Source organism: Pseudomonas sp. (genome assembly GCF_051660785.1).
GTDB lineage: Bacteria > Pseudomonadota > Gammaproteobacteria > Pseudomonadales > Pseudomonadaceae > Aquipseudomonas.
In genome coordinates this window covers 19,479-33,187 of record NZ_JBOFQE010000002.1, presented here as the reverse complement: position 1 = coordinate 33,187, position 13,709 = coordinate 19,479, and the positions used below count along the sequence as shown (strand labels likewise).

At 59.6% G+C, this 13,709-nt stretch carries 11 protein-coding genes; all 11 read right to left on the bottom strand.

Translation table 11 applies throughout. The annotated features are described in order from the left end of the window. Positions 1 to 108: 108 nt before the first annotated feature. Positions 109 to 1,773 (bottom strand): glucose-6-phosphate isomerase, encoded by a 1,665-nt coding sequence (pgi, locus tag ACRC4F_RS00555; protein ID WP_438657625.1) that lies wholly within the window; start codon positions 1,771 to 1,773, stop codon positions 109 to 111. A gap of 225 nt (positions 1,774 to 1,998) precedes the next feature. Further along, a complete protein-coding gene (gene panD, locus ACRC4F_RS00550) occupies positions 1,999 to 2,379 on the bottom strand; it encodes an aspartate 1-decarboxylase (protein WP_003228271.1) in 381 nt (126 codons plus the stop codon). 196 nt (positions 2,380 to 2,575) lie between these two features. Next, positions 2,576 to 3,436: a pantoate--beta-alanine ligase gene (gene panC, locus ACRC4F_RS00545; RefSeq protein ID WP_438657624.1), complete on the bottom strand. Its 861-nt coding sequence runs from the start codon at positions 3,434 to 3,436 to the stop codon at positions 2,576 to 2,578. Beyond that, a complete protein-coding gene (panB, locus tag ACRC4F_RS00540) occupies positions 3,433 to 4,233 on the bottom strand; it encodes a 3-methyl-2-oxobutanoate hydroxymethyltransferase (RefSeq protein ID WP_438657623.1) in 801 nt (266 codons plus the stop codon). Before panB ends, panC begins: the two co-directional genes overlap by 4 nt. 366 nt (positions 4,234 to 4,599) lie before the next feature. Next, on the bottom strand, positions 4,600 to 5,085 hold the full coding sequence (gene folK / locus ACRC4F_RS00535) for a 2-amino-4-hydroxy-6-hydroxymethyldihydropteridine diphosphokinase (RefSeq protein ID WP_438657622.1): 486 nt from the start codon (positions 5,083 to 5,085) through the stop codon (positions 4,600 to 4,602). Between the two features lie 3 nt (positions 5,086 to 5,088). Then, positions 5,089 to 6,489 (bottom strand): polynucleotide adenylyltransferase PcnB, encoded by a 1,401-nt coding sequence (locus ACRC4F_RS00530; RefSeq protein ID WP_438657621.1) that lies wholly within the window; start codon positions 6,487 to 6,489, stop codon positions 5,089 to 5,091. Between the two features lie 837 nt (positions 6,490 to 7,326). Continuing rightward, a complete protein-coding gene (locus ACRC4F_RS00525; RefSeq protein ID WP_438657620.1) occupies positions 7,327 to 8,763 on the bottom strand; it encodes a sigma-54-dependent transcriptional regulator in 1,437 nt (478 codons plus the stop codon). Positions 8,764 to 8,785: 22 nt separating this feature from the next. After that, on the bottom strand, positions 8,786 to 11,740 hold the full coding sequence (locus tag ACRC4F_RS00520; protein WP_031319123.1) for a sensor histidine kinase: 2,955 nt from the start codon (positions 11,738 to 11,740) through the stop codon (positions 8,786 to 8,788). Beyond that, complete coding sequence (locus ACRC4F_RS00515; protein ID WP_003176118.1) at positions 11,724 to 11,900, bottom strand: hypothetical protein; 177 nt, start codon at positions 11,898 to 11,900, stop codon at positions 11,724 to 11,726. Before ACRC4F_RS00515 ends, ACRC4F_RS00520 begins: the two co-directional genes overlap by 17 nt. A gap of 77 nt (positions 11,901 to 11,977) precedes the next feature. After that, a complete protein-coding gene (gluQRS, locus tag ACRC4F_RS00510; protein WP_438657619.1) occupies positions 11,978 to 12,871 on the bottom strand; it encodes a tRNA glutamyl-Q(34) synthetase GluQRS in 894 nt (297 codons plus the stop codon). Positions 12,872 to 13,084: 213 nt separating this feature from the next. After that, positions 13,085 to 13,525, bottom strand: coding sequence for an RNA polymerase-binding protein DksA (gene dksA, locus ACRC4F_RS00505; RefSeq protein WP_109634884.1), 441 nt, complete (start codon positions 13,523 to 13,525; stop codon positions 13,085 to 13,087). Positions 13,526 to 13,709 lie beyond the last annotated feature (184 nt).

Below are 13,709 nucleotides of genomic sequence, written 5' to 3'. Positions count from 1 at the left end.
CTTGCTGGCGATAGCGGTGTATCAGTCGACTAAAACGTCCAATGACACACCGCTATCGCCAGCAAGCCGGCTCCTACAAGGTTAGTACCCCGCAGGAACGGCGTCAGATCAACCGCGGTGACGACCGCGGAAGTAGTTGATCAGGCCTTGGGTGGAAGCATCGTCAGCCGGGGTCTCTTCGCTGCCGACCAGGCGGTTGTAGACGCCTTTGCCCAGTTCTTTACCCAACTCCACGCCCCACTGGTCGAAGGCGTTGATGCCCCAGACCACGCTTTGCACGAAAACTTTATGTTCGTACATCGCCACCAGCGCGCCAAGGCGACGCGGGCTGATGCGTTCGACCACGATGGTGTTGCTCGGACGATTGCCCGGGATCACCTTGTGCGGCGCGATTTTATGCACCTCTTCTTCGCTCATGCCCTTGTCGCGCAGTTCGGCTTCGGCTTCCGGCAGGGTCTTGCCGAGCATCAGCGCCTGGCTCTGCGACAGGCAGTTGGCGTACAGCCACTGGTGGTGGTCGGAAACCGGGTTGAAGCTGACAATCGGCACGATGAAATCGGCCGGAATCAATTGGGTACCCTGGTGCAGCAACTGGTGATACGCGTGCTGACCGTTGCAACCCACGCCACCCCAGATCACCGGGCCGGTATCGGTGGACACTGGCGTACCGTCCTGGCGCACGCTCTTGCCGTTGGATTCCATGTCCAGCTGTTGCAAGTGCTTGGTGATGTTGCGCAGGTAGTGATCGTACGGCAGGATCGCGTGGCTTTGCGCGCCCCAGAAGTTGCCGTACCAGACGCCGAGCAAGGCCAGCAGCACCGGCATGTTCTGGTCGAATGGCGCGCTCTGGAAGTGCTGGTCCATGGTGTAGGCACCGGACAGCAGTTCCTTGAAGTTCGACATGCCGATGGCCAGCGCGATTGGCAGGCCGATGGCCGACCACAGCGAGTAACGGCCGCCGACCCAGTCCCACATCGGGAAGATGTTTTCTTCACGGATACCGAATGCCACGGCTGCCGCATTGTTGCTGGAAACGGCGATGAAGTGACGATACAGCTCGGCTTCCGAACCACCCTGAGCCAGGTACCAGGCGCGAGCGGCCTGGGCATTTTTCAGGGTTTCGAGGGTGTTGAAAGATTTCGACGAGACGATGAACAGTGTGGTCTCGGCGCGCAGCTTCATGGTCAGTTCGTGGAACTCACTGCCATCGATGTTCGCCAGGTAATGGCAGCGCACGCCTTTCTGGGCGTAGGACAACAGCGCTTCAGAGACCAGCTCGGGGCCGAGGAACGAGCCACCGATGCCGATGTTGACCACGTCAGTGATCGGCTTCTCGGTGTAGCCACGCCACAGACCGTCGTGGATGCGGCCCACGAGGTCGGTGATCTGGTTCAGCACCTTGTGCACTTCAGGCATCACGTTGACGCCGTTCACCGACAGCTTGTCGCCTACCGGGCGGCGCAGGGCGGTGTGCAGGGCCGGGCGACCTTCCGAGGAGTTGACGATTTCGCCGTCGAACAGCGATTTGATCGCGCCCTTGAGGTCGACTTCGTTGGCCAGACCCACCAGCAGATTGCGGGTCTCGGCGTTGATCAGGTTCTTCGAGTAATCGAGAAACAGGCCGCAGCTGCTGAGGGTGAATTGAGTAAAGCGCTGCGGATCGGCATTGAAAGCCTCGCGCATGCTGAAATCCTGCATGGCTTGGCGGTGGTCATTCAGCGCTTGCCAGGCGGGCAGAGCGGTAACGTCATGAGGAGTGCGGTAGTACGCCATCGCTGCGGGTTTCCTTTTTACTTGAACGGCTTTTTTGAACACTGAAAATCCCGGAGCGCCGTGGGCAGGCGTCCGGTCAACTGCGTCGACACGATTTCAATGACACAGGGCGAATACAGTAACCCTCGCGCTGCGATCTGTCTTGACTTTGTCTAACACGTTCCCGGTACTTTTTTATACACAAAGCAGGGAACGGTTCGACAAACGGAAGGGGCGTGGGTTCGATCAGGCGACCTGAACCGGAATGGCATTGCTGGTGTGGCTCAGTTCATTGCCCGGTGCCATGTACAACATGCGAGGCTTGAAGTTGAGCAGCTCCGCTTCGCTGTAATGCGCGTAAGCGCAGATGATCACCCGGTCACCGACCTTGGCCTTGTGCGCGGCAGCGCCGTTGACCGAAATCATGCGCGAGCCTTCTTCACCACGAATCGCGTAGGTGGTGAAGCGTTCGCCGTTGTCGACGTTATAAATCTGGATCTGTTCGTATTCACGGATGCCGGACAAGTCCAGCCATTCGCCGTCGATGGCGCAAGAACCTTCGTAATCGAGTACGGCGTGAGTGACTTCGGCGCGATGCAGCTTGGCTTTGAGCATGATGGCGTGCATGAGTGGTTTCCCAGGTCGGAATCGAACGGCGGGCAGTTTGCCCGAAGGCATTAGAGGCGGCAATACGGCAAGGAACCTGCCGAAGATCCAATGTGGGAGCGAGCCTGCTCGCGATAGCGGACTGTCAGCCAACACAGATGTTGAATGTCAGTCCCTCATCGCGAGCAGGCTCGCTCCCACATGGGTTTTGCGGTGTTCAGGCGGTGGCGTCAAGGTTCAGGTGCAGGTTGTCGATCAACCGCGTAGTGCCCAGGAACGCCGCCACCAGAATCACCAGGTCCCGATCCTCCGGAGTCGCCGGGCGCAAGGTTTGCGCGTGACGAATCTCCAGGTAATCGGGGCGCAAACCGGCCGCTTCGAGCTGCTTGATCTGTGCGTCGATCAGTGCCGGGAAATCCCGCTCACCCTGTTTGATCGACTCGGCAATTTGGCTCAGGCCGCGATACACCACCGGCGCAACGGCCCGTTGTTCTTCGTTGAGGAACCCGTTGCGCGACGACAGCGCCAGGCCATCGGCCGCACGCACGGTGGGTTCGCCAATGATCTGGACCGGCATGTTCAGGTCATGGACCAGGGATTTGATCACCGCCAGTTGCTGGAAGTCTTTCTGGCCGAAGATCGCCAGGTCAGGCTGGACCATGTTGAACAGCTTGCTGACCACCGTCGCCACTCCTTCGAAATGCCCGGGACGGCTGGCGCCGCACAGGCCTTCGGAGAGTTGCGGGACACTGACGCGGGTCTGACCGGCCATGCCGTCGGGATACATTTCTTCGACTGTAGGCGCGAACAGCAAGTGGCAACCGGCCTGCAGCAGTTTCTCCTGGTCAGCGGCCAGGGTCCGCGGGTACTTGTCGAGGTCTTCGCCGGCGCCGAATTGCAGCGGGTTGACGAAAATGCTCGCGACCACGAAATCCGTTCGTTGGGAAGCTTTGGTAATCAGTGCAACGTGGCCGCTGTGCAGGTTGCCCATGGTCGGCACGAAGCCGATGCGCTTGCCTTCGCTGCGGGCACGGGCCACGGCGGCCCGGAGTTCGCGTACGGTTTTTACGGTGTTCATGCAGAGAATCCGTGTTCGATCCCAGGGAAAGAGGCTGCTTTGACCTCAGAAACATAGGCGCTCAGGGCAGCGTGAATGCTGGTCTGGCCGTTCATGAAGTTCTTTACGAATTTTGGCACGCGGCCGGTAATCGACAGACCGAGCATGTCGTGCAGAACCAGGACCTGGCCGTCGGTGCCACTGCCGGCGCCGATGCCGATTACCGGAATGCCCACTGCCTGGGTGATTTCCTGGGCCAGTTCGCTTGGTACGCACTCCAGCAACAGCATGGCTGCACCGGCCTGTTCCAGGGCGATGGCGTCGGCACGCATCTGCCGCGCCTGGTTCTCGCTGCGGCCCTGGACTTTGTAACCGCCCAGAATGTTCACCGATTGCGGCGTCAGGCCCATGTGCGCGCACACCGGGATGCCGCGCTCTGCCAGCAGGCGGATCGAGTCGGCGAGCCACAAGGCCCCTTCAACCTTGACCATGTGCGCACCGGCCTGCATCAACAGGGCGCTGTTGCTCATGGCTTGTTCGGTGGTGGCATAGGCCATGAACGGCAGGTCGGCGAGAATCAGCGCATCGGCGTTGCCGCGTTTGACGGCTGCCACGTGGTAAGCCATTTCCGCGGTGGTCACCGGCAGGGTGCTGTCGTGACCCTGCAAAACCATGCCGAGGGAGTCGCCCACCAGCAGCACTTCGACGCCAGCCTGATTGCAGGCATGGGCGAAGGTTGCGTCATAGCAGGTCAGCATGGTGATTTTTTCACCTTTTTGCTTGAGACCTTGCAGAGTGGTCAGGGTGATGGCTGGCATGAAAAGTTCCTCATTCAGGCGCTGTGGAAACTACTGCGAGTAACGCGCGTGATTCTTCGTTAAATACAGGCGCACGGTCTGTTGTCGTGCTTTTAAGGCCTGGATTGCGCCCTTCAATGCCGTGTTGGCGGCAGCGGGACGCCTATAGTCGTGAGGAGAACTCGGGAAGTCAATTGCATGTGTTACCGCATTGTTACGCGGTGGGTGTTACCGGGGTAACTGATGCGTTTCAGCATGCCGCAGATCTTGCTCAACACAAAATCCCTGTGGGAGCGAGCCTGCTCGCGATAGCGGCGGATCAGCCAGCATCAATGCTGAATGACACACCGCCTATTGCGAGCAGGCTCGCTCCTACAGGGGTTTTGGTCAATTTGGGGAGAGGCGTTCCAGGCCGACGAACGGGCAGGCGGCGAGTAATTCCGTCAGGCTGCGGCCGTCAGGCAGGTGCAGATCCGCAGGCGCCAGTTCGGCCAGGGGATACAGAACGAAGGCGCGCTCTTGCATATGGTAGTGCGGCACCCTGAGGCGCGGTTCGTCGATAAGCAGATCACCAAACAGCACGATGTCGAGGTCCAGCGTGCGTGGGCCCCAGCGCTCAAGACGTTCGCGGCCTTGTTCGTTCTCGATGGCTTGCAGCGCATCAAGCAGGTCCAGCGGGTTGAGCAGGCTGTCGAGGGCGGCGACCGCGTTGGTGTAACGCGGTTGGCCGGGCAGGAGTGAGTCGCTTTGATAGAAGGCGGACACCCCGGCCAGTTCGGTCTGCGGTAACTGCGCCAGCGCCTCGACGGCGCTGCGCAATTGTTCGGCGGGGTCAGCCAGATTGCTGCCCATGCCGATGTAGATGCGTTCCATGGATTACTCGCCCGTGGCGCTCGGTGCGCCAGCCGCGCGTTTACGCTTGGCGCCACCGCTGCGACGACGTTTGCGTGGGGCGCCGGTGCCTTCATCCTTGCCGCTGAGGTCACGGATCATGTCCCGGCGTTCGCTGTCATTGGCGTCCTGATAGTCAGTCCACCACTCGCCCAGACCATCAGTCTGCTCACCGGCGCTCTCACGCAGCAGCAGGAAGTCGTAACCGGCACGGAACCGCGGGTTGTCCAGCAACAGGTCGGCACGTTTGCCGCTGCGCCGTGGCAGACGCTCCTGCATGTCCCAGATCTCGCGGATCGGCATGGTGAAACGTTTTGGAATCGCGATCCGCTGGCACTGTTCGGCAATCAGCTCGTGAGCCGCTTCCTGCATCGCCGGAATCGGCGGCATGCCCCGGTCTTGCAGACGCAGCACGCGTGCCGGCAGGGCAGGCCACAGCAGGGCAGCAAACAGGAAGGCCGGGGTCACCGGTTTGTTCTGTTTGATCCGCAGGTCGGTGTTGATCAGCGCTTCGCTGATCAAGGTGTGGGTGTACGTCGGGTTGTATTCGAGCGCCTCGGCACTGGCCGGGAACAGCGGGTCGAACAGCTGAAGGTCGACCAGCATCTCGAAAGTGTCCGCGGCATGGCCGGAGAGGAACAGCTTGAGCACTTCTTCGAACAGACGGGCTGACGGGATCTCGCGCAACATCGGCGCCAGGTCACGGATCGGCAAGGCGCTATGTTTTTCGATGCCGAAATTCAGCTTGGCGGCGAAACGCACAGCCCGCAGCATCCGCACCGGATCTTCCTGGTAGCGTTGCTTCGGATCGCCGATCAGACGGATCAGGTGATTGCGGATGTCGTGTACGCCATTGGCGTAATCGAGAATGCGCTCGCTGACCGGATCGTAATACAGGGCGTTGATGGTGAAGTCGCGGCGTTGCGCGTCTTCTTCCAGCGTGCCGTAGACGTTATCGCGCAGAATGCGCCCGCTCTCGTTACGGGAAGACTGGTTGCTGTCTTCTTCCTCGTCGTTTTGCGGGTGATTGGCGCGGAAGGTCGCGACTTCGATGATTTCGCGGCCAAAGTGGATATGCACCAGTTTGAAGCGGCGACCGATGATTCGCGCATTGCGGAATTCGGCTCGAACCTGTTCAGGCGTGGCGCTGGTGGCAACGTCGAAATCCTTGGGTGTGATGCCCAGGAGCATGTCACGCACGCAGCCGCCAACCAGATAAGCCTGATAACCGGCGTTCTGCAGGCGCTCGACGATATTCACCGCATAACGGCTGAATTGGCCCTTTTGCAGCGAATGTTGGCCGCTGTTGAGCACTTCAGGCGTACTGCGAATGTGTTGCGTATGACGCTTGGGAGAACGGAATGACTGGAACAACTTCTTCAGCATGGGATGCACTGTTTGAAGGAATGTTCGGCCATAACGAAGAATGACCGCATGATGGGCGGGGATTCTAGCATTTAGTCGGGGGATGGTGTAGGAAGCTGCGCAAGCGCTTGAAGGGCATGTCTGGAAAGCGCGTGTAGCAGCTGTCGAGCAGCGCACTGTGGCGAGGGGATTTATCCCCGTTGGGTCGCGTAGCGGCCCCAAGCTCTTGAGCGTTTCTGAAATCTTGCCAGTGCTACGCACTGGAACGGGGGTAAACCCCCTCGCCACAGAAACTACAAGGGGAGCCGAAGCTCCCCAAGAAAGTAGTTGCATGCTCTATTTTTATTTTTGATTCGGGCTTTTTGTTTTTGTTAAGTGCCCTCGCCATGAAGATTTTCCTTCATGACCCTCCCAATCGGGAGCCAAGAGCAAACGGATTGCTTTGGTCGCTGTGCTGCAGTGATCTTTCGATCCAACCAGTTCAGGCACTGTCTTATGACAGTTTTTTATTATTCTCGGCCTGGTCGTGGGGCAAGCCCCAAATACAACGCCTCTCCAAAAGAATCAGTTAGCTGCGCCTCTCGCCGTCTTGTTTTTATTGTGCGTGAGTCGATTCGTCTTATTTTTATTGTCTTGTGCAATGCTTGTTATTGTTCTTGTACTGAACATATAGCAGGGTGCGTGCCAACTTTGGTGAAGCCCAGTAAAACAAGGGGTTAGCCTGGGTGGTGGAGTTTTTCGAGGTCAAAAAAAACCGGGGCTTCGTTACCGTAAGCCCCGGCTTTTGTTACGTGAGATAGATGGGGTAACAGTTTTTTCAAAAAGTCACGTGTTACCCACACATCAGACAGGCGCGGTTCAGCTCTCGCTGGCCACCCCGGTCTTGCGTCGCGGAATGCCCAGGCGTTGGCGACGTTCCCACAGGCACTTGCGGCTCACCCCGAGTTTGCGGGCCAGCTCGGTTTCAGTCATGTGGTCCTGATGCTCGAGAACGAAGTGCTGGAAGTAATCTTCCAGGGACAGGTCTTCGGTCGGCTCATGATTGTTGTTGCCGGCACCGTTGCCCTGCTGCGGAGGAAGGCCGATGAACTCGTCGTCTTCCAGATCGCTCAGCTCGATATCGATCCCCAGCAGCTCGGCGGAAATCTCCGGGCTCTCGCACAGAATGACTGCGCGCTCTACTGCGTTTTCCAGTTCACGAACGTTACCCGGCCAGGAGTAATGACGAATCGCCTGTTCGGCGTCCGCGGCGAACTTCAGGTCGGTGCGGTTGACCCGTGCGCTCTGGCGCGCCAGGAAGGCATTGGCGATTTCGTTGACGTCGGCACCGCGCTCGCGCAGGGCCGGCAGTTTCAGGGCGATCACGTGGAGACGGTAATACAAGTCTTCACGGAACTGGCCGATCTTGGCCAGGCTCTTGAGGTCCCGGTGAGTCGCGGCGATCAAACGCACATCGACTTTCTGTGACTGCACCGAACCGACCCGGCGAATTTCGCCTTCCTGCAACACGCGCAGCAAGCGGGCTTGGGCTTCCAGTGGCAGTTCGCCGATTTCGTCTAGGAACAAGGTGCCGCCGTCCGCCGCTTCCACCAGACCAGCTCGCCCGGCGCTGGCGCCGGTGAACGCGCCTTTTTCGTGGCCGAACAGTTCGGACTCGATCAGGCTTTCCGGAATGGCTGCGCAGTTCACCGAAATCATCGGTGCCTTGGCGCGTTTGGACAGATTGTGCAGGGCACGGGCCACCAGTTCTTTACCGGTACCGGATTCGCCCTGGATCAACACATTGGAATCGGTCGGCGCGACTTTGCGGATCTTGCTGTACAGGTCCTGCATCGGCGGACACGAGCCAATGATGCCGATTTCGCCGTTGCTGTTATCGACACCTGGCTTCGCTGCGCCATTGCCGGCTTTGCCGGTCACCGGTTCGCCGCCGGCCGGCAGCGATTGGCGGTCACGCAGGATGCGCGCGACAGCCTGGAGCATTTCGTCGTGATCGAAAGGCTTGGCGATGTAATCCACCGCGCCCATCTTCATCGAGTCGACAGCCGAACGCAGGCTGGCGTAGCTGGTCATGATCAGCACCGGAGTGCCCTGGCCGAGTTTGATCAACTCGGTGCCCGGAGCGCCCGGCAGACGCAAGTCGCTGACGATCAGGTCGAACGTGGGAATAGTGAAGCGTTCTTGTGCTTCCTGCACTGAACCGGCTTCGCTGACCTGGTACTGGTTACGTTCCAGCAGGCGGCGCAAGGCGGAGCGGATAATTGTTTCGTCTTCGACGATCAAAATGTGCGGCATTGATTCGATACTCTCGACGGTCTCAGTTCACAGCGGACGTCGCTTCGACATGACGCGGCAAGGTCACCCGGATACGGGTGCCGCGTTGGCTTTGTACATCAGCCGGGCTGTCGATGGTGATTTGTCCATAATGCTCTTCAACGATGGAATAGACCAGTGCAAGGCCCAGACCGGTGCCTTCGCCAGGATCCTTGGTGGTGAAGAAAGGTTCGAACAATCTATCCATGATGTTCTTCGGAATTCCGCTGCCTTCGTCTTCCACGATCAAATCGACCGTGTGTTCGCCGGCTTCGCTTTTGACTCGCACCGCACTGCCGGGAGGCGAGGCGTCACGGGCGTTTGAGAGCAAGTTGATCAATACCTGGGCGAGGCGCTGCGGATCGCCTTCGACCCAGTGATCGGGGTCACAAAGATTATAGAACTGCACTTCGAAATTGCGTCGGTTCAGGGCGAGCAAACCGATGGCATCCTGAGCCACTTCCGCCAGACAGACGGGCTCGTCGCTGTGCTGATGGCTGCCGGCGTGGGCGAAACTCATCAGCGACTGAACGATGCGTGACACGCGTTTGGTCTGCTCCAGGATCTGCCCGCTGATTTCCTTCAACTCGCCATCGTCTTCACGTTCTTCGCGCAGGTTCTGCGCCAGGCAGGCGATGCCGGTGATCGGGTTGCCGATTTCATGGGCCACACCCGCCGCGAGTCGTCCGATGCTGGCCAGACGCTCGGAGTGCACCAGTTTGTCTTCGAGCATCTGGGTTTCGGTCAGGTCTTCGACCAGCAATACCAGGCCGCTGTTGCCCGGCGCGAGCGGTTCATCGATTGCCGCTTTGTGCAGGTTCAGCCAGCGGGTCTGGCCGTCCAGGGCCAGGTGCTGTTTGTGCAAATGTTCGTCCGGCAGATTGATAAAGCCTTGCAGCAGTTCTTTCCAAGGATCGGCAATCGTGCTCAGGCGCGAGCCGACCACCCGTTGTGCGGCAATCCCGGTCAGCTCCTCCATGGCTTTGTTCCACATGAGGATTTCCTGATCCTTGGCCAGCGAGCAAACGCCCATCGGCAATTCCTGCAAGGTCTGGCGGTGATAACGGCGCAGGGCATCGAGTTCGGCGGCAAGGCCGGTGAGGCGCGAGTGGTAGTCCTCGAGACGGCTTTCGATGAAGTGAATGTCTTCGGTGACGTAGTTCTCGCCGCCGGCCTTGTAAGGCAGGAAGGTCTCTACCATGTCCTGGGCCACGCTGGGTCCCATCAGGCCCGAGAGGTTGGCTTCGATCCGGTCACGCAAGCGGCGCAAGGCATAAGGCCGGCGCTCGTCGAACGGCAGATAGAGATCGCGCAGGGCTTGCTCGACTTCCTTCTGCGCAGCCTTGGCGCCCAATGGTTTTGCAAGCTGCGTAGCGAACTCCTGAGGCGATGCCGCGTGCAATTCCCGGCGTTGCGGACGTCGTACGTTGTCCACGGCACAGGCTTCGGCGGCGCTAGCCTCTTCGGGGCTGGCGTTGGTGAACAGCGAAATCAGGGTGAACATCAGCACGTTGGCGGCCAGCGAGGCGATCGCGGCCATGTGCCAACTGGTGTCATCCAGCACGTAAATCATGTTCAACAGCGGAATGTAGAAGCCCTGCAGATTGCCGACCAGCGGCAGCAGCATGGTCACCAGCCACACGAGAATTCCCGCCAGCAACCCGGCGATGAAACCGCGACGGTTGGCGGTCGGCCAGTACAAAACCGACAGCACGCCCGGGAGGAATTGCAGCGTGGCCACAAACGCGACGATGCCGAGGTTGGCCAGGTCCTGTTCGGCGCCCAGCAACAGGTAAAAACCGTAACCGGCCATGATGATCGCAACGATCAGCGCCCGGCGGGTCCACTTCAGCCAGCGGTAGATGTTGCCTTCGGCTGGTGGTTGATAGAGCGGCAGCACCAGATGGTTCAGCGCCATCCCGGACAGCGCCAGGGTGGTGACGATGATCAGCCCGCTGGCTGCGGATAACCCGCCGACATACGCCAGCAGCGCCAACGCCTTGCTGTTGGCGGCGATGCCGATACCCAGCGTGAAATATTCCGGATTCGTCGTGGCGCCGAGTTTCAGTCCGGCCCAAAGAATCAGCGGCACTGCCAGGCTCATCAGCAGCAGGAACAACGGCAAGCCCCAGCTCGCACTGACCAGCGAGCGCGGGTTGAGGTTTTCGGTAAAGGTCATGTGGTACATGTGCGGCATCACAATCGCCGAGGCGAAGAACACCAGCAGCAGCGTACGCCACGGGCCTTCCTGCAACGGCGTGTGCAAAGCGGCGAGGGCGGTCTGGTTTTGCAGCAGCCACAGTTCCAGCTGTTGCGGGCCGTCGAACACACCGTAAAGGGCGTAGAGGCCGACGCCGCCAATGGCGATCAGCTTGATCACCGACTCAAAGGCAATCGCAAACACCAGGCCTTCGTGTTTCTCGCGGGTGGCGATGTGGCGCGAGCCGAAGAAAATCGTGAACAGGGTAATCAGGGCGCAGAAGCTCAGGGCCACGCGGTGCTGCACCGGCTCGCGGGTCAGGATGCCGATGGAGTCGGCCACCGCCTGAATCTGCAAGGCCAGCAATGGCAGCACGCCGATCAGCATGAAGATAGTGGTCAGCGCCCCGGCCCAGGTGCTGCGGAAGCGGAAGGCAAACAGGTCCGCCAGCGACGACAGCTGATAGGTGCGGGTGATTTTCAGGATCGGGTACAGCAACACCGGCGCCAGCAAAAACGCACCGGAGACCCCAAGGTAGCTGGACAGAAAACCGTAGCCGTACTGATAGGCCAGGCCCACCGTGCCGTAAAACGCCCAGGCACTGGCGTACACCCCCAGCGACAGGGTGTACGTCAGCGGGTGGCGAATGATCGCCCGGGGGATCATGCCCCGTTCGCTGATCCAGGCGACGCCGAACAGCACCGCCAGGTACGCGGCGCTGATCAGGATCATCTGGGTCAGGCTAAAGCTCATCGGCATCTTTTTGGCTCTGCAGGATGAAGGTCACGACGATCAGAATCAGCCAGAGCAGATAAGGGCGATACCAGGCGCCAGTAGCGTCGATCCACCAATCCATGATGGCCGGGGAGAACAGGTAAATCCCCACTACCAGGAGCAGGACCAAGCGATAGATGTACATCCCGGCCTCTCTTTTTTATGCGCGTGCCCGAAAACGTGCGGCGATGGTAACGGATGGGCGCGCCACTGCAAGTGTGATCACTGTAGTTGCGCTTCGGGCAAGGTGAGTGTGCGCGGGATCTGCAGTGCATCCCAATGGACGATTCCCCAGTTCAGCACTTCACGTGGGGTGGCATACGCCAGTTCCGCGCCGGGATTCTGCCCGAGCGCGCGCAATGCACGCAGTAACAAAGGCGTGGCCTGATCCTCCGTCAGCGGCGGCGAACGGTAGGTTTTGCCAAGCTTGTTGCCGTCAGGCTGGGTAATCAGCGGAATGTGCAGATAGCGCGGTTGCGAGAAACCCAGCAGTTCTTGCAGATAGAGCTGACGTGGTGTGGAGTCGAGCAGGTCCGCGCCACGGACGATGTCGGTGATGCCTTGCCAGGCGTCATCAAGGACCACGGCCAGTTGATAGGCGTAGAGCCCGTCGCGGCGGCGGATCACGAAATCGCCGACTTCCCGGCCCAGGTGCTGGCGGAATTCGCCTTGCACGCGGTCGATGAAGTGGTAGTCGAGCTCTGGCACGCGCAGGCGAATCGCGGCGTCTTCGGTGCCATGGCCGGCATTTCGACACAGGCCCGGGTAAATACCGTGATACGGCTCCAGTTGTTTTCGCGAGCAGGTGCAGGCGTAAGCGAGGCCGTGATTGAACAGGCGATTGAGGACTTCGGCGTAAGCCTCGTGCCGGTCGCTCTGGCGGACCATTTCGCCGTCCCACTCGAAACCGTAGCTTTCCAGGGCTTTCAAGATGGCGGCCTGAGCGCCGGGCTCTTCCCGTGGCGGATCGAGATCTTCCATGCGCATCAACCAGCGACCGCCCACCGAACGCGCGTCGAGATACGAGGCCAGCGCGGCGACCAGCGAACCGAAATGCAAGTGGCCGCTGGGCGTGGGGGCGAAGCGTCCGATGTAGGGAGAGGCGGTGGCAGTCATGGCTGGAATATTACTTTGTGGCGCCTGTTAAGCGCACGGCTTGATACCGCCATCGCGAGCAGGCTCGCTCCCACACTGGATTTGTTTACGCCGCAGATCAAATGTGGGAGCGAGCCTGCTCGCGATGGCGATTTTAAAGACACATCAGTTATCAGCAAATATCGGAAACAAAAACGGAGCGTTCGCACGCTCCGTTCTTCGTTCAAGGCGACATTACTTGCCGACTTGCTTTTCCTTGATTTCCGCCAGGGTCTTGCAGTCAACGCACATGTCGGCGGTAGGGCGGGCTTCCAGTCGCTTGACGCCGATCTCGACGCCGCAGGACTCGCACCAGCCATATTCTTCGTCTTCGATCAGTTGCAGCGTCTTGTCGATCTTCTTGATCAACTTGCGCTCGCGATCACGGGCACGCAGTTCAAGGCTGAACTCTTCTTCCTGGCTGGCACGGTCTGCCGGGTCAGGGAAGTTGGCCGCTTCGTCTTTCATGTGATCAACCGTACGGTCGACTTCCTGCATCAAGTCCTGTTTCCACTTATTCAGGATCTTGGTGAAGTGAGCGCGCATGGGCTTGCCCATGTACTCCTCGCCCTTTACTTCTTTGTAGGGTTCGAAGCCGCTGATCGACGTATTTTGCTGCTTTGCTTGGGTGGGCATGAAATGGACCGCCTCTACTCTTGTAATCCATTGCGCAGGATTGCTCCATCACCGACACCTGCCGGCCCTGCGGCTGCAAGCGGGCGAACTTACCAGATCAAATCGGGCCGCGCTACTCCCGGATGTCGAGGTAGTGGCCCAAGGGCCTTGCAAATGATTGCAAAGCCTTGTCTGGCGGCGTTGG